The organism is Mesorhizobium qingshengii, assembly GCF_027563465.1.
In the GTDB taxonomy this organism is placed as follows: Bacteria; Pseudomonadota; Alphaproteobacteria; order Rhizobiales; family Rhizobiaceae; genus Mesorhizobium; species Mesorhizobium qingshengii_A.
Genome location: NZ_JAPFQA010000010.1, coordinates 112292 through 128987 on the forward strand (window position 1 = coordinate 112292; position 16696 = coordinate 128987).

At 65.6% G+C, this 16696-nt stretch carries 10 protein-coding genes; 1 reads left to right on the forward strand and 9 read right to left on the reverse strand.

Going from position 1 to position 16696, the window contains the following annotated elements; all coding sequences use genetic code 11:
- Positions 1-439: 439 nt before the first annotated feature.
- From OOJ09_RS21225 to OOJ09_RS21245, 5 genes are all read right to left on the reverse strand, one after another.
- A complete protein-coding gene (locus tag OOJ09_RS21225; RefSeq protein WP_269907070.1) occupies positions 440-4240 on the reverse strand; it encodes an IPT/TIG domain-containing protein in 3801 nt (1266 codons plus the stop codon).
- Positions 4241-4870: 630 nt separating this feature from the next.
- Positions 4871-5116, reverse strand: a complete 246-nt coding sequence (locus OOJ09_RS21230; protein WP_269907071.1) for a MoaD/ThiS family protein — start codon at positions 5114-5116, stop codon at positions 4871-4873.
- Positions 5117-5273: 157 nt separating this feature from the next.
- Positions 5274-7538, reverse strand: a complete 2265-nt coding sequence (locus OOJ09_RS21235) for a xanthine dehydrogenase family protein molybdopterin-binding subunit (protein WP_269907072.1) — start codon at positions 7536-7538, stop codon at positions 5274-5276.
- Position 7539: 1 nt separating this feature from the next.
- Positions 7540-8016, reverse strand: coding sequence for a (2Fe-2S)-binding protein (locus OOJ09_RS21240; RefSeq protein ID WP_269907073.1), 477 nt, complete (start codon positions 8014-8016; stop codon positions 7540-7542).
- The gene (locus tag OOJ09_RS21245; protein WP_269907074.1) at positions 8016-8876 is read right to left on the reverse strand and encodes an FAD binding domain-containing protein; all 861 of its coding nucleotides are present in this window, start codon (positions 8874-8876) and stop codon (positions 8016-8018) included. Before OOJ09_RS21245 ends, OOJ09_RS21240 begins: the two co-directional genes overlap by 1 nt.
- Before the next feature lie 246 nt (positions 8877-9122).
- On the opposite strand from OOJ09_RS21245, the gene OOJ09_RS21250 reads away from it, so the two are divergent.
- Positions 9123-9566: an SRPBCC family protein gene (locus tag OOJ09_RS21250; protein ID WP_269907075.1), complete on the forward strand. Its 444-nt coding sequence runs from the start codon at positions 9123-9125 to the stop codon at positions 9564-9566.
- 167 nt (positions 9567-9733) lie between these two features.
- Here the strand turns inward: OOJ09_RS21250 and OOJ09_RS21255 are convergent, their stop codons facing one another.
- From OOJ09_RS21255 to OOJ09_RS21270, 4 genes are all read right to left on the reverse strand, one after another.
- Complete coding sequence (locus OOJ09_RS21255; RefSeq protein ID WP_269907076.1) at positions 9734-13168, reverse strand: autotransporter outer membrane beta-barrel domain-containing protein; 3435 nt, start codon at positions 13166-13168, stop codon at positions 9734-9736.
- Between the two features lie 660 nt (positions 13169-13828).
- Complete coding sequence (ssuD, locus tag OOJ09_RS21260) at positions 13829-14986, reverse strand: FMNH2-dependent alkanesulfonate monooxygenase (RefSeq protein ID WP_269907077.1); 1158 nt, start codon at positions 14984-14986, stop codon at positions 13829-13831.
- Between the two features lie 45 nt (positions 14987-15031).
- Positions 15032-15880: an ABC transporter permease subunit gene (locus OOJ09_RS21265; protein ID WP_269907078.1), complete on the reverse strand. Its 849-nt coding sequence runs from the start codon at positions 15878-15880 to the stop codon at positions 15032-15034.
- Complete coding sequence (locus tag OOJ09_RS21270) at positions 15877-16671, reverse strand: taurine ABC transporter ATP-binding protein (RefSeq protein ID WP_269907079.1); 795 nt, start codon at positions 16669-16671, stop codon at positions 15877-15879. The genes OOJ09_RS21265 and OOJ09_RS21270 overlap by 4 nt, the downstream gene beginning before the upstream one ends.
- Positions 16672-16696 lie beyond the last annotated feature (25 nt).

Genomic DNA, 16696 nt, shown 5'->3' on the forward strand with positions numbered 1-16696 from the left:
GTCCTGGTCGCCGATGAAAGCGCGCCGCGCCCCCCCTGCCAGCCTCGGCATCAGCAAAATCTCCGCCCCTTTTGGGCGCGACGAGATGAGCCGCTTCTACGAGCGCTCGCCAAGGGTCGGCATCAACCTGTTCTACTGCTCTGGCTACGACGCCAGGAAAACCAACTGTGCGCCGACGACCAGCGCCAGATGGCCTGATCTGCCACCAGCCGGTGCCAGAGAACGACCGCATGACCCCAGCGCTATCGGCAGGAAGCCGCCACGCTCGCCGCGCTCGCCGACAAGGATGCGGTTCTCGTCGGCCAGGCGGACCTCCTGCGATCGATCGTCGAACGCGCCGCCGGCGATGCGATCCCTCGCCGGCAGACGCGAGATCTAGGAGGGAATTGCCGCGAGCACGGCGAGAGCGCCGCCCGATCAGTCATTGATAGCGCAGGCGTCAGAATGGCATCTGGGCTTTCGCGCTCAACGTCCAGGTCCGCGTGTTGCTGCCAAGTCCGCCGAATTCTCCGCCGATCGCGACACCGGCTCCGCCGGGGAAGCGGGCGGCGAGACCGCCGGTCGCGCGCGCCGACCATCCTTGCAGCCGGGTTGTCGACGCCGGCGGGAGGCCACCTGCGGCGAGGATCGCGCCGCTATCCTCCATGTTGAAGTAATAGTCGCCGTAGAGCCCGGCGAAAGGCGTGAGCACGATGCCGCTATCCAGCCATGGCAACGGGTATGCGGCCTTCACGCCACCCGAGGCGCGCCCGCTCATGAAGTCGTAGATGCCTTGTTGGGTGCCGAGAGAGTCGACATAGGCGTTCTCATGCTCCCACAGCGCGTAGACCTTCGCGGATGGTTCGATCAGGAAGCCGGCAGTCTTGTAGGTGCCGGTCAGGCCGCTCGAAAGCATCCAGCGCTCGCCGGTGAAATTGCCCTGCGCGGTGCCGGCAATGCCATTGTATCCGATGCCGGAGTAGGTGACGGCCGCATCGTAACGCAACGTCGGCAGGATCTTCCACCCGAGATAGGCGCCTGCGGTCCAGCCGTCGCCCTTCAGCTTCCCGTTGATGTCCTCCTCCGTATAGCTGAAGGTCTCCCAGCCGCCGACCACGCCGATCGCAAGGTTTGGCATGGGCTTGTAGGTGAGGCCCATCAACGCATTGACCTGCTGGCCGTAGAGCGAAGCTTCCGAGGTCTGCGGCACGCCATTGTTGTTCGTCGTGTTCCAGCGATCGATGCCCGAGGTGCGCACGTCGGCCCAGAGCAGCCATTGCTTCGTCTGCTCAAATTTCGGAGGCGCCTTCTCTGGCATCTGCTGATTGATAGCGGCAAAGGCGTCTTCGACCCGCGAGCCGCTGCCTGGGGCCGCTCCGAACGCGTTGCGGCGTCCGTCGGGGCCGAAAGCGCTGCTGGCGATTCCAGGTACGCTTGCCGTTGGCCCGGCCTGAACATCATCAGTTGGGTCGGCGAAGAAATTGAAGCGTATGTGTCCATTGCCTGGCGTCACGAAGGTAGCGTCTTCGTTGACGCTGTCGGCGATCGCGTCATCGATCGCGCCTGATATCGCCTGGCCCGAGGTCTGCGCCACCACCTTGGTGACGTTGAGCTGAAGCGCCCGCAGCCGCACGCTGTCGATCGGCACGTCGACCGTCTGCGCGAGCGACGGCGAGGTGCTCGGCGCGAACGTCGTGCTGCCGCCGTAGCTGGCCGTGATCGTATGGCTGCCGATCGCAAGCGTCGAGACGGTGAAGGTCGCTGCGCCGCCCGACAGGGTTGCGGATCCGATCGTCACGCCTCCGTCGGCGAATGTGACCGTGCCCGCGGGCGTTCCACCTGTCGCGGAGACAGTTGCAGTGAATGTTACGGGTTGTCCGAACTGGCTCGGATTTTGTGACGACGCCAGCGTGGTCTGCGTCGTCGCCGATTGATAGGTGAAGCGATCGCCGGCCGTGACGGAGGACGTTTGCGAATTGGTGGTCACGACGATGTCCACCGTGCCCGTGCCGGATGGCGAGACCGCCGTGATCGAGTTCGCCGAATTGACCGTGTAGCTGGCCGCGTTCGCCGCACCGAACCGCACTGCGCCAGCGCCAGCCGTTCCCGTGAAACCTGATCCGGTGATGGTCACCGAGGTGCCCCCCACCGCTGGACCTGTCGTCGGCGAGATTGATGTGACAACCGGGGCGCCAAGATAGCTGAACTGATCCGCGGCAGTGGCGGCAGATGTTCCGCCCACGGTCGTCACCGTGATATCGACGGCACCCGTGCCGGCTGGCGCTGTCGCTGTGATCGAAGTTGCGGAATTGACCGTGAAGCTGGTCGCGGCCGTAGCGCCGAAAGTCACCCCTGTGGCACCCGTGAAGCCGCTGCCTGTGATGGTCACCGAGGTGCCGCCGGGCGCCGGTCCCGAGGTTGGCGAGATCGACGTCACCGTCGGTGCCGCCGTATAGGTGAACTGGTCAGCCGCCGACGTGGCGGAGGTCCCGCCTGGATTGGTCACCCTGATATCGACGGTCCCGGCGCCGGCGGGGGCGACCGCGGTAATGGACGTCGCGGAATTGACTGTGTAGCTCGTTGCCGCTGTCGCACCGAACGTCACGGCCGTCGCAGCCGTGAACCCGGTGCCCGTGATCGCCACCGAGGTGCCGCCCGCAAGCGGCCCCGCCGCTGGCGCGACCGCCGCCACGGTTGGAGCCGCGGCATAGGTGAATTGATCGGCGGCTGACGTGGCCGAGGTGCCGCCTGCCGTCGTCACCCTGACGTCGACCGTGCCGGTGCCGGCGGGCGACGTTGCGGTGATCTGGGTTGCGGAATTGACCGTGAAGCCTGTCGCCGCAGTCGCGCCGAACGTCACCGCCGTGGTGCCCGAGAAGCCCGAACCGGTGATGATCACGGTCGTGCCGCCTGCCAAGGGTCCCGATGTCGGCGAGATCGAGGTCACGGTTGGTGGCCCGACATAGGTGAACTGGTCGGCGGCCGACGTTGCCGAGGTGCCGCCCGCGGTCGTGACCCTGATATCAACCGTGCCGGTGCCGGAAGGCGACGTCGCGGTGATCGAGGTGGCGGAGTTGAAGGTGAAGCTGGTTGCGGCCGTGGCACCGAAGGTGACAGCCGTTACACCAGTGAAGTTGGTGCCGGTGATGGTCACGGTGGTGCCGCCGGACGTCGGGCCCACGGTCGGCGAAATCGAGGTGACGGTCGGGGACGGGATATAGGTGAACTGGTCAGCGGCCGATGTTGCCGAGGTGCCGCCGACGGAGGTTACCCTGACATCGACCGTGCCGGTTCCGGAAGGCGACGTCGCGGTGATCTGGGTTGCAGAGTTGACCGTGAAGCCTGTCGCCGGGGTCGCCCCGAAGGTGACGGCCGTCGCTCCCGAGAAGTTGGTGCCGGTGATGGTCACGGTGGTGCCGCCGGCGCCGGGCCCAGACGTCGGCGAGATCGAGCTGACGGTCGGAGCTCCGACATACGTGAACTGGTCGGCGGCTGACGTGGCCGAGGTGCCGCCTGCCGTCGTCACCCTGACGTCGACCGTGCCGGTGCCGGCGGGCGACGTTGCGGTGATCTGGGTTGCGGAATTGACCGTGAAGCCTGTCGCCGCGGTTGCGCCAAACGTCACCGCCGTGGTGCCCGAGAAGCCCGAACCGGTGATGATCACGGTCGTGCCGCCCGTTTGCGGTCCCGCCGTCGGTGAGATCGAGGTCACGGTAGGCGCCGCGACATAGGTGAACTGGTCGGCGGCCGACGTTGCCGACGTGCCGCCCGTGGTCGTGACCCTGATATCGACCGTGCCGGTGCCGGAAGGCGACGTCGCGGTGATCTGGGTATCGGAATTGACGGTATAGCTCGTCGCATTCGTTGAGCCGAATTTCACGCCGCCGGCGCCCGTGGTGCCGGTGAAGTTCGTGCCGGTGATCACGACCGAGTTGCCGCCGGCCAGGGACCCGGATGTCGGCGAGAGCGCCGTCACGGTCGGCGGGGCCGAGCAGGTCACCGTCGCCTGGGCCGACCCAGGTGCAATGCTCCAGACATAGACTGTGAAATGGGTATCGTCCGCGGGCAGAACATAATTGCCACCGAGATTGAGTTCAGCGCCTGCTGCCCCGTACTGCTCGACAATGACGACGGCTGTACTCAGCCCGCCGACGATTTCGTCATGCTCGTAAAGCGCGAATCCGGAACCGTTGAAAGGGTCGGAGGGCGCATTCGTATTTCCCGACGTCGTGGCGGAGTAGGTGAGCTTCTCACCGGCCAAGAGGCTGTACGTTAGATATTGTTCAGCGTTCGACGAGACCGAGAGCCCGCCACCCCACGTCGCGTTGATTTGACTGCAGCCGGCAGATATCGCGAAGGAAGGCGATACGAGGGCCAGTTGAAAGAGCGCCACAAGAAGCCATGCGAGCGATGCCTGAACATATCTTGAGCGGTTGCGGATTGCCGAAACAAGTCCGAACACAAAAAGCATTTTTGAAATCATTGCCTGGGCGAAGAGTATCGCCCGCCCCCAAATAAAAAAATCAATTCTGCTACGCAGGCATCCCCACATCGGCCATAGCAGTCCGTCTCGGCCCTTGCCACAGAAAACTCACATTTGGAGGCGCGCCGCGGGCGGCCTGGGCAGGTTTTCCAGCGCGCGATGGGATTGCGCGCGGGGATGTCGCTGCATTCGGGCACGGAGCGAGAGGAGGATGGTCGCCGCGTCCTGCGTTCGAGACCGAATCGACGCGGCACTGCCGCCACGCAGAGTACGGCGTCTTCAGTTCCAGGCGGCGCAGCCGGACCAACCAATACCTCGACGATCGCGCCATGCTCGCGGACGTTCCGCTTCCGGCCCCGCCAAGCCGTTCGAGAGCTTGATGTTAACCTTGGCGGGGCGTCTGCCCCCTCACCCCCCGGCCAGCCTCGGCATCAGGAAAATCTCCGCCCCCTGCGGCAACTCCTTCGACCACGTATCGCGATAGATCGTCCCGTCGATCGCCACCGCGATGCCGCGGTCGATCAAGGGCTCGAAGGCGGGATACTGTTCAGCCAGTTTCCTGAACAGCTCCCTGATGTCCTTGGCCTCGACCTCGACTTTGCTTTGGCCGCCGGCGAGCTGGCCGAGCGCGCCCCAGAGGGTGACTTCGACCATCGCCGCTTGCCCCCTATCCGTGATGGAGCATGATGTTATCCGAAAACCGCTTCACACTTTTCGGCATCATGCTCTCTCTTTGTTCTACGCAATTCCCAAGGGAAAGCGCTACGCGCTTTTACCGGGAAAACCGCTGACACTTTTCCTGGAATTGCTCCTAGCCTCCCCGTTCCGCCTCGATCGCCGCCAGGATGCGCGGCGGCGACATCGGGATGTGGGTCATGCGCACGCCCGCCGCGTTCGACACCGCATTGGCGATCGCCGCCAGCGGCGGCACGATCGAGGTCTCGCCGACGCCGCGCACCCCGTAGGGGTGGTTGGGGTTGGGGATTTCCAGGATCTGCGTGTCGATCATCGGCAGGTCGGAGCAGACCGGAATGCGGTAGTCTAGGAAGCCGGGGTTCTGCAGCCGCCCGTCCTTGCCGTAGATATACTCCTCGTTGAGCGCCCAGCCGATGCCTTGCGCGGCGCCGCCCTGGTACTGGCCCTCGACATAGGTCGGGTGCACCGCCTTGCCGGCATCCTGCACCACCGTGTAGCGGATGACCCTGGTCGCGCCCGTCTCGGGATCGACCTCGATATCGCAGATATGGGTGGCGAAGGAGACGCCGGCGCCGTCGGCGACGAGCTCGCTGTGGCCGGCGATCGGTCCGCCGGTCTTGCCGGAAGCGGCGGCGATCTCCTTCAGCGACAGTTTGCCGAGATTGCCGTGCTTCTCGCCCCTGGCAACAGCGTGGCCCTTTTCCCAGACCACGTCGTCGACGGAAATGTCCCACATCTGCGCGGCGCGTTCGCGCAGGATCTTGATCGCGTTGCGGGCGGCCGAGATCGTCGCCATGGAGGACGAGAAGGTGCCGCGGCTGCCGTCCGTCATGTCGTTGTAGCCGAGGCTGGAGGTGTCGGCGACGATCGCCTTCACATGCTCATAGGCGATGCCGAGTTCTTCCGCCGCCACCAGCGACAGCGATGCGCGCGAACCACCCACATCGACCGTGCCGACGGCAAGCGAGACCGAGCCGTCCATGCCGATGTTGAGGTCGGTGCAGGTCTGGCCGCCGAAGTTGAACCAGAAGCCGCAAGCCATGCCACGGCCCTGGTTCGGGCCCAGCGGCGCCTTCATGTGCGGATGGCTCCTCGCCGCTTCCAGCGTCGGGCCGATGCCGATCGGGCCATAGACCGGGCCGTAGGACGACCTTGTGCCCTCCTGCGCGGCGTTCCTGATGCGGAACTCGACCGGATCCATGCCGATCTCCTTGGCCAGTTCGTCGACGGCGCTTTCCACCGCGAAGGCCGCCATCGGCGCCGAGGGCGCGCGATAGGCCGCGGTCTTCGGCCGGTTGACCAGCACTTCATAGCCGACCGTCTTGACGTTATCGAGCTTGTAGCAGGCAAACGCCGTCATGGCGCCGATCTCGGCCCAGGAGCCGGCATAGGGGCCGCAGGAATAGCGCAGCGTCGCCTCGGCGGCGGTGATGGTGCCGTCCTTGCGGGCGCCGATCCTGATGTCGATCGAGGTGGCGCTGGTCGGGCCGGAGGCGCGGAACACCTCGTCGCGGGTCATCACCAGCTTGACCGGGCGCCCCGCCTTGCGCGACAGGGCGAGCGCCACCGGCTCGGCCCAGACATGCGTCTTGCCGCCGAAGCCGCCGCCGATCTCCGACGAGGTGACGCGCAGCTTCGAGGCTTCCATGCCAAGCAGCTGGGCGCAGTGCTGGCGGTAGACGAAATGGCCTTGCGTGCAGACCCAGAGGTCGGCGGTGCCGTCGGAGCTGACGCTCGCCACGCAGGCATGCGGCTCGATATAGCCCTGGTGCGTCTGCTCGGTCTTGAAGGAGCGCTCGACCACGAAATCGGCGTGGCCGAAACCCTGGTGGACATCGCCATGGCCAAACTGGCTGCGCTTGGTGACGTTGGACGGCTTAACCGGCTTTTCCTCGAGGCCCTCGGTGAAGATGGCATCGTTGATCAGCGGCGCGTGGTGCTTCATCGCCTCGTCGACATCGGTGACATGCGGCAGCACCTCGTAGTCGACCACGATCAGCTTCAGCGCCTGCCTGGCCGTGCGGGCGTCGACGGCGGCCACCGCCGCCACCGCATGGCCGTCATAGAGCGCCTTGGTGCGCGCCATGCAGTTGTCGAGGATGTCGTACATGGCGGCATCGCCATCGGTGAGGTCCGGCAGGTCGGCCGCGGTGATCACCGCCTTCACGCCGGGAAGCTTCTCCGCCTTCGAGGTGTCGATCTTCCTGATCGTGGCGTGGGCGTGCGGGCTGCGCAGAACGCGCCCGACCAGCTGGCCGGCCATGTTGAAGTCGGCGCCGTAGCGGGCGCGGCCCGTCACCTTGTCGACGCCGTCGGGGCGGATGGGGCGTGTGCCGACGGATGTGAAATTACGCCCGGAATAACGCGGATCGAAATTCATCTCAGGCTCCCTTCATCACGGTGGCCGCGTCCTGGACGGCACGCACGATCTTGTCGTAGCCGGTGCAGCGGCAGAGGTTCCCGGCGAGGCCGAAGCGGATTTCCTCCTCGGTCGGGTCGGGGTTCTTGGCCAAAAGGTCCTTCGCCGCGATCAGGAAGCCCGGCGTGCAGATGCCGCATTGCAGTGCCGCGTGCTCGAGGAACTTCTGCTGCAGCGGATGCAGCTTGTCGCCATGCGCCATGCCCTCGACGGTCTCGACGCGCCGGCCCTCGGCCTCCGCGCCGAGCACCAGGCACGAGCACACCAGCCGGTTGTCGAGGATGACGCTGCAGGCGCCGCAGTCGCCGGTGCCGCAGCCTTCCTTGGCGCCCGTCAGCCCCAGCCGATCGCGCAGCACGTCGAGCAAGGTCTCGTCCGGCTGGCAAAGGTACTCGACGCTGTCGCCGTTGATTGTGGCCGAGACTGCTATACCAGCCATCATTTGCCTCCTGCGCGTGCATAGGCTGAAGTGGCGGCCCGCCTGGCCAGCACACCCGCAACCTTCCTTCTGAACTCGATGGTGCCGCGCTTGTCGTCGATGGGGCGGCAGGCCCCAAAGCAGACTTTGGCGAGCCGCTCGAGCGCTGCTTCGTCCAGCTTCCTGCCGATGAGCGCCTCGGCTGCCTCTTCCACCAGAAGCACCGTCGGCGCCGCGGCGCCCAGCGCCACGCGGGCCGCCTTGATGACGCCGTGTTCGTCGAGCGTCAGGTTGACGCCGGCGCTGACCACCGCGATATCCATCTCGGTGCGGGGAATGAAACGCAGATACGCATCGCCCGAGCGCGGCGCGCGCTTGTCGAGCAGGATCGCCTCGATGATCTCGCCCTTGGCGAGCGACGTCTTGCCAGGCCCGGTCGGCACGCTCGCCACGGCAATCGTGCGCCTGCCCCCCGGCCCGACAATCGATGCCCTGGCGCCGGCCGCGACCAGCGCCGGCACGCTGTCGGCCGCCGGCGAGGCGTTGCAGAGGTTGCCGGTGATTGTGCAGCGTCCCTGCACCTGCTTGGAGCCGATCAGCTTGGCGGCTTCGACGACGCCGGGCCATGCCTTCTTCAGGGCCGCGCTCTCCCCCAGCACGGCGCAGGGAACGGCAGCGCCAATGCTGAAGCCCTCGGCCGTTTCCCGGATCTCGCTCAGGCCGGCGATCGACTTGATGTCGACGATCAGGTCTGGCTCGACAAAGCCGCCCTTCATCCTCACCAGGAGGTCGCTGCCGCCGGCGAGAATGGCCGCCGTGCCAGCCGATCCGGCCAATTGGCCAACGGCATCTTCGATTGAAAGCGGACGTATGTAGCGCATCGTCTCCCCTTGATTATCGCAATCTCAGCGACCGTTATAAACAGTCTCCTCATAATGGCTATCCGCTTCCGCATTTTCGGCGATTGGGCCAGGCGCCGCAAAATCGAGTCCCAAAGCAGCCTGAACCGGTGTACGCCAATCGGACAGGCTTGCGGCCGGGCCCTCAAAAATCTGGGGGCCTCTGTCGGACCGGTCAAGCCTCGTTCGTCCTTGGGGCATCGAACAGGCATCATGAAAGGATAGGATATGCCCGGCACCGTACGTTTGCACCGCGTTTTGACGACCACCCCGCAGAAGGTCTATCGCGCCTTCGTCGAAGCGGACGCGCTGGCGAAGTGGCTTCCGCCGAACGGCTTCACCTGCACGGTCGATCACCTCGAGGCAAAGGTCGGCGGCACGTTCAAGATGTCCTTCCGCAACTTCACGACAGGCGGCAGCCATGCCTTCGGCGGCGAGTATCTCGAGCTCATTCCCAATGAGCGCCTGCGCTACACCGACAGGTTCGACGATCCCAACCTGCCCGGCGAGATCCAGGTGACCGTAATCCTGAAGAAAGTCTCGGTCGGCACCGAAATCGACATCACCCAGGCCGGCATTCCCGACGTCATTCCGGTCGAGGCCTGCTATCTCGGCTGGCAGGAGTCGCTCAGAAACCTGGCAAGGCTCGTCGAGCCAGAGATCAATCAATAAGCAATTCCGGGAAAAGTGCGCAGCGCTTTTCCGTCCGGAATTGCGCCGAAACAAATAGCCGCGGCGGCGGATGCGCCGGCCGGAGGACATCGCCCGCCCCGGCTCCAGGCTGAGCGGCCGAGTTTGGACCCAATGGCGACTTTCGATACTGGATGCCCAGCTTGTTTTCACCACTTGGTCCGGAAGCCGAGCGTGCCGGTCAGCGCATAACTGTCACCGAAGTCTTTCAGGCCCGTCCGGGCGACGGCTTCGCCAAAGACCGAGAACTTGTCGTCGGCCCAATTGATCGTGCCGCCGATGCCGAGACCGCCCCAGAGCTGCTCGTTCCGGCTTGAGAGGCTGCTGCCGGCGAGGTCGACCGATGAGCCGTCCTCGAAATCGTAATAAAGGTTGGCGAGGCCGTAGACATTCGTGCGGCCGGTGCGACCCGTGCGATCCTGCCACTGAGACTGGTGGTCGAGCGAGAGGCCGAGGCGGCCGAGCAGGCTGTCGCTGCTGCCCAAGGCAACTCTTGCGCCGAAGGCGTCGGTGAAGGAGTCGAAATCGACGGACGACCAGGCAAGCTGCGCTTGCGGCGTCAGCGACCAGCTCGGATCGAGCATGATGCGCTTGCCCGCTTCGACGCCAAGCGCGTAGCCGACGCCGTTATTGCCGTCGACAAGCCGCTGTCCGGCGGTCGCCGAGTCGAGATTGCTGTCGTACCAGATCACCTGTGCCTGGCCGTCAAGGTAGAAGCCTTCCGCGCCGTACCAGGTCAACGAGCCGGAAACGCCGGTGCCGGTGGTATCGATCGACCCGCTGCCGAACACCGACGAGACGTCGGCGGACACCGTGCCGTACTGGAAAGCGACGCCGCCGATGAGCTGACCGGCCGTGCTGTCGGAGAGGAGCATGTCGGCGCCGGTCTGCAGCCTCCAGGTCGAGGTATCGTAAGTCGTTGCGGTGGTTGAGCTTTCCGGATCGTAGGAGCCGCTGGTGCCTTCGATCCTGCCCCACAGCCCGATACCGGCCTCGGCCTTTACCTCGTCGGAGATCCCATCGGTGCCTTGTGCTTCGACGGTCCAGGATCGGTTGCCGAGCCGTTGCTGCAGCGTGCCCAGCTGGTTGAAGGTCTGCAATACGCCCGCATAGGCTTCGTAGAGCGGTGCGCCGGCCTGATAGAGCGGAGTTTCGGGTCCGACTTTATTGATCAGGGCGGAGCGCAAATACCAGTCGCCGTCGGCGGGCGTGCTCGTGCCGCCCTGGTAGAGCCTGTAGGCGTAGGCGCCGCCGACGACCGCCGCATCGCCTTCGAAAGTGTAGTCGCCCTTCAGCGAGAAGGTGCCGTTCGAGATGCCGCCGACGTCGACGATCTTGATGCCTTCGACCGTTTGGCCTCCCGCGCCGCCGAAATTCACGACCTGGAGCGTGCCCGTGCCCGATGTGCCGCCGGCGATCACCAGCATGTCGGTCGCCGAACCGTCACCACCGAGCGCGGTGTTGAGGACGACGGTGCCGCCATTGCCGGCATAATCGCCGCTGATGGTCAGCGTGTTGCCGAGGCCGCCGCCGGCGATGCGCACCGTTCCGGCGTTGGTCAGCCCGGCAAGCGTCTGGGAGGTGCCGGCGAGATCGAGCGTGGCGCCCGAGGCGACGGAGAACTGCGAGGAGGAACTGAACGCGTTCGCCGCCCCCGCGGCAAGCGTGCCGCCGCTGACCGACGTGGCGCCCTTGAAGGCCGAGTTGTCCGAGGAGAGCACCAGAATGCCCAGGCCGTCCTTGACGAAGGTGCCGGCGCCCGAGAGCACGCCGGCATAGCTAGCGTCAGCGACCTGGTCGAAGGTGAAGGAGGCGCCCGCGCCAATCGAGACATCGCCGCCGAAGCGCTCGGCCGCCGAGACGAGGCCACCCTGGTCGATGGTCCAGTCGAGCACGGAGATGCCGGTTAGCGTCAGCGTGCCGGCGCCGTCCTTGACCATCGTGCCGGTGCCGGAGATATCCCCGGCAAAGCTGGCGTCCGCCGCCTGGTCGAACACGACGGTGCCGGCATTGCCGATATCGCCACGGATCGAAGCGGCATCGCCGATCAGCGTGCCGGCGGTGATCGTGGTGCCGCCCGTGTAGGTGTTGGCGCCTGTCAAAACCAGCGTGCCGCCGCCGGCTTTCGTGAGGCCGCCTGCGCCGGAGATGACATTGCTGAGCGTGAGGGTCGTGCCGGGATCGGTCAGGAACGTTCCGCCCCCCGTCAGCGCGATGGTGCGGGCACTGGTGATGTCGGCGGTGGTTTCCAGCGTGCCGCCATTGAAGGTCAGGCCGCCCGAGGCCGCGCCCAGATTGTTGTCGCTCGAGATCTGCAGGATACCGCCGGTCAACGTCCAGGGGGTGACGGCGGTCGTCGCCCCCGTCAGCGTCCACGTGCTGTTCCCGGTCTTCTCGTAAAACCCGAACCCGTCATATTTGGCGCCAGGGCCGATCTGGGACACATCGAAACTGGCGCTGGTATCGCCGCCAAGCTTGAAAGTATCGGCGGTGCTGAAGGCAACCACATTGCCCGCGATGGTCGAGCCGGCCTGAATTTCCAGCGAATTGACTCCGCCGGTGAACTCGATGGCTTTACCGGCTACCGGCGTTCCACCACCCGCACCGACGGCGCCGCCGCTGATCGTGCCCGCATTGATGATGGCGATGTTGGCGCCCTTGATCCCCGCGCCGCCATCGCCGGCCGTCCCGGTCGCTCCGGCCTGACCGCCAGTCCCGCCAACGATCGTCGCCCCCGTCCCGTTGATGACCGTTCCGCCCGAAAGCAGGAGAACACCGGCTCCGCCGTCGCCGCCGCCCGCCGCCAAGAGGGTTCTTCCGCCTGTTCCCCCAAGCAGATGTCCGCTGTTCTGGACCGTTCCGCCGCCGGTCAGGACGATGGCGGCCGCGCCGCCGCCACCGCCGCTCTGAGTGCCGCCTCGGCCGCCAGTGCCGCCCGTGACGCTGCCGCCGGCATCAACGGTTACATTGGCTGACGAAAACACGCCGACGCCACCGCCGCCGCCACCTCCATTGGAGAAGGAGCCCGCAATGCCGCCATTGCCGCCTGTGACCGATCCGCTGCCGGTTACGACAGTGTTCGCCGTGGCACTGACGCCGACACCGCCACCGCCGCCGCCGCCCCCCCGGAGCGAGCCGTTCACGCCATTGGGGCCAGGAGCGCCAGTCCCGCCGCTAATGCTGGTGGAGATGGTCCCACTCGTGGAAATGACCTGGCCCGTGCCACCGGTCGCGCCTGGAACGCCGTTTGGGGCGTTGAATGTCGTGCCTGTCCCTCCCGAACCACCCGGCGCGCCGTTGCCCGTCGTGAGGTCGACGCCGCCACCACCGCCGCCGGCGGTCGCGCCATTGGCGGCATTCTGACCCGTGGCGCCCGCCAACGCGCCATCCACGCCACCTTGTCCGGCACCCACGGGGGCTCCATTGCCGCCATCGGCCCAAGCGGGCGCGGTGCCCAGCGCAAGGGCGACAGCAAGGACCGTCGCAAGAGCGGTGAGAGGCAGCACTGCCGTGGAAGCGCCCGCCAGAAGGCGTTTGCGCCCTTCGGCCAGCAGCCGATCACGCGCCAGAATTTGCCCCACCATGCCCTTGATCCCTGATTCCCCGAGAGCCGAACGCAGCACGAATGTTACTGCCCCGCAAGACATCTATAGTCTCCAGAGCTACCAAAATGCTAACACTGCTTAGTAAAGTTCAATCTGTGACGTTTGCGCGACAGAACAACGTCTAATTTAGTCTCTTCTTAAAAATCTAAATTAGCTCCCTCTTAAGAAGAGAGAAGATCTAAACAAGGATCGCTTGCACTTCGCAACTGAACCGGAATTGCACCCTCGCGCCCACATCATCTCGTCGCCCGCGATCACCCGCGGAGCGCTCAAATGATGGATTCCTGACCTGGACCCGATGATCTCGCTCTTCTGCTGGCCGCATGAAGATCGCCCGCAATATCCTGCGCCAGCAGGCGCTGCGGGCGGGCCGAGCAACAGCTTTATTGTCACGGAAGTCCCCCCACTGCTGCCGAACGGCTAGCAGTGGGAGCGCCCACAGTCCGCGCCAATTGCGCGACACATCCAGTATGTTCCGAGCCGCCGGGAATTTTCCGGTCCATGGCCCTCACGCAAGCCTGATCCAACCGGCCGACGGGCTGATCCAACCCAGGCCGATGGCGCCCGAATTCCGCCGCTCGAGGCACCGCGCGGCGTCGCCTATGTCGACGCCGACCTGGCGCGGCAGCTGGCAGCACTTCACGAAGCGGTCGCGGCGACCTTGGGGCGCACGCCGCGCCCGAACTCGACGTCCCAGCTGCGCTCCGCGGGTGCGGCTTCGCTGCTTAGCCCGAGCTTGGGGAAAAGCAGTTCGGCGACATTGAACGCCTCTTCCAGATGCGGATAACCGGACGCGATGATCGTTTCGATGCCGATCTTCTGATACTCGCGAATCCGCGCGGCGACATTGTCGGGATTGCCGACCAGCGCCGTTCCCGCACCGCCGCGCACCAGCCCGGGTCCGGCCCACAGATTCGGACCGACAACCAGCCGGTCGCGCCGGCCCTGATGAAGCGCGGACATGCGCTTCTGCCCAACGGATTCCGAGATGTGGACAAATCCGTTCTGGGCTTCGGCGATCAGGTCGTCGGTGACGTGGCTGATCAGCCGGTCGGCGGCCGCCCAGGCTTCATCCTCCGTTTCGCGCACGATCAGATGGATGCGAAGGCCGAAGCGGATCGTTCGGCCTTGCGCCGCCGCGGCGTCTCTGACGCGATCAATCTTCTCGGCAAGCTGGTCCACCGGTTCACCCCAGCTCAGATAGGCGTCCACGTGCTTGGCGGCGATCGCGATGCCGGCGTCGGAAGAGCCTCCGAACCAGAGTGGCGGGTGGGGCTGCTGGACCGACGGGAAGGAAATGTCGGTGCCGTGGGCAGAAAGATACTTGCCCTCGAAATCCGCCGGCTGACCCGAAAGGATTCGCCGCCAGATGGTCAGGAACTCATCGGCTTGCGCGTAGCGCTCGTCATGACTGAGCTTGTTGCCATCGCCGGCGAGGTCGGCAGGATCCGCGCCAGCGACCACATTGAGCAGGACGCGGCCACCGGAAATGCGGTCCAATGCAGCGGCATGACGCGCAAACAGGGCTGGTGTTCCGCTGCCCGGCCGAAGTGCCACGAGGAACTTGAGCCGTTCGGTGAGCGGGATAAGTCCGGCCGCCACGATCCAGGCGTCCTCGCACCGCGTGCCGGTGGGCAGCAGAACGCCCTTGAAGCCAAGCCGGTCGGCGGCCTGGGCGATCTCCCTGAGATATCCGAAGGTTGCCGGGCGGTGCCGCTCGTCCGTGCCAAGATACGGTCCATCGCCATGGGTCGGCAGGTACCAGTAGAGGTCGAGCGGGCGGGTGTTGCTGGACATCGGAATTGTTCCTTCAGTGATGAGGGATGTGCGGACGGGCAGGCGTCAGAGCTTGCCCTTCCAAGGGATGAGGCGGTGCTCCAGCCAGCGCATGCCGCTGGTGAAGGCGAAGGCAAGGACGGCGATGACAATGAGACCGACGAAGACGACGTCGGTGGCGAGGAAATTGGCCGCCGACATGATCATGTAGCCAAGCCCCGACTGCGCCGCGATCAGCTCGGCCGCGACCAGCGTCGACAATCCGGCGCCGATGGCAATCTTCAGGCCGGTCATGATCTCCGGCAATGCCGACGGCAGGATGATGCTCGTGAACAGCTGCAGCCGGCTCGCACCCAGCGACAGCGCGGCATTGATCCGTTCAACGGGCACCGAGCGGACACCGGCCTGTGCGGCAAAGCAGATCGGAGCAAAGGTCGACAGCGACAGGAGCACGATCTTGGAAGTCTCGCCGATGCCCAGCCAGATGATCAGCAGCGGCAGGTAGGCGAGCGGCGGCAGACCCCAATAGAGATCGATCGGCACACTGAAGATACCCTTGACCCAGCGATTGAGCCCCATCAGCAGGCCGAGCGGAATGCCCAGGAAAATACCGACGCCGAGCGCCGCGGCGATACGGCCAAGGCTGGCCAGCGTGTGTTCGAGGAGCGTGCCGTTGGCGTAACCGTCGGCCCAGACGGCGCTGAACTGGGTCAGCACCTCGGCGGGCGACGGCAGGAACAGCGGCGACGCCCATTCGAAATGCGCGGCGAGGAACCACAACGCGATCAGCGCGGCCAGCGTGACGAGGCTGATGCCGAGCGTGCTTGTCGATGCGGACCGGCGCGGCCGAGAGCCCGGCTCGCGCCTTGCGCTCGAGATCGGGAACGTGGTTGGGGAATTGGCGGCAAGCGTCATTGCAAGGTTCCTGTGCGGGCGCCTTCCGGCTGGTGGATGAGCGAGCGGATTTCCTGCCGCAGTTCGATGAAACGCGGATGGGACTGGATCGGCCCGATATCGCCGCTCTGCGCGAACTCGCGCACGAAATCGGCGTCGAACCGGGCGACGATGCGGCCTGGCCGCGGCGACATCACAACGATGGTCGTGCCGAGCGTGAGGGCTTCCTCGATCGAATGGGTGATGAACAGGATCTGCTTGCCGGTCTTGGCCCAGACCGAGGCCAGAAGCTGCTGCATCGTCTCGCGCGTCAGGCTGTCGAGGGCGCCGAACGGCTCGTCCATCAGCAGGATCTTCGGATCGGTGGCCAGCGCCCGCGCGATGCCGACCCGCTGGCGCATGCCGCCGGACAGTTCGTATGGCGGCTTTTCGGCGAAATCGGCGAGCCCGACCAGCTCCAGCAGGCGCCTTGACCGCTCATGGCGTTCGTCGCGCGACACGCCCCGGTATTTCAGGCCGAGAGCAACGTTGTCCAGCACATTGGCCCAAGGCAACAGCGTATCTTTCTGGAAGACGACGCCACGATCGCCCCCGGGTGCAACGATCTCTTTTCCGTCCAGCGTGATCGAGCCTTCGCTGAGCGGCAGGAAGCCGGCGATCGCGTTGAGCAATGTCGACTTGCCGCATCCGGAAGCACCGACGGCGACGACAATGGAATCCGGAGCGATGTCGAGCGAGACGTGATCGAGCGCGTGGACGTCCTGGCCGTCCGAGGCTGGAAAGGTGACGCTGGCGTCGCGGATTCGAAGCATGGTTGGCCTCCAGGCAGTCTGGCTG

Bases quoted from the DNA above. Each gene is read 5' to 3' on its own strand.
- OOJ09_RS21230 (WP_269907071.1), bottom strand. From the start codon at position 5,116: ATGGTCGAAGTCACCCTCTGGGGCGCGCTCGGCCAGCTCGCCGGCGGC.
- OOJ09_RS21235 (WP_269907072.1), bottom strand. From the start codon at position 7,538: ATGAATTTCGATCCGCGTTATTCCGGGCGTAATTTCACATCCGTCGGC.
- OOJ09_RS21240 (WP_269907073.1), bottom strand. From the start codon at position 8,016: ATGGCTGGTATAGCAGTCTCGGCCACAATCAACGGCGACAGCGTCGAG.
- OOJ09_RS21245 (WP_269907074.1), bottom strand. From the start codon at position 8,876: ATGCGCTACATACGTCCGCTTTCAATCGAAGATGCCGTTGGCCAATTG.
- OOJ09_RS21250 (WP_269907075.1), top strand. From the start codon at position 9,123: ATGCCCGGCACCGTACGTTTGCACCGCGTTTTGACGACCACCCCGCAG.
- OOJ09_RS21255 (WP_269907076.1), bottom strand. From the start codon at position 13,168: ATGGTGGGGCAAATTCTGGCGCGTGATCGGCTGCTGGCCGAAGGGCGC.
- ssuD (WP_269907077.1), bottom strand. From the start codon at position 14,986: ATGTCCAGCAACACCCGCCCGCTCGACCTCTACTGGTACCTGCCGACC.
- OOJ09_RS21265 (WP_269907078.1), bottom strand. From the start codon at position 15,880: ATGACGCTTGCCGCCAATTCCCCAACCACGTTCCCGATCTCGAGCGCA.
- OOJ09_RS21270 (WP_269907079.1), bottom strand. From the start codon at position 16,671: ATGCTTCGAATCCGCGACGCCAGCGTCACCTTTCCAGCCTCGGACGGC.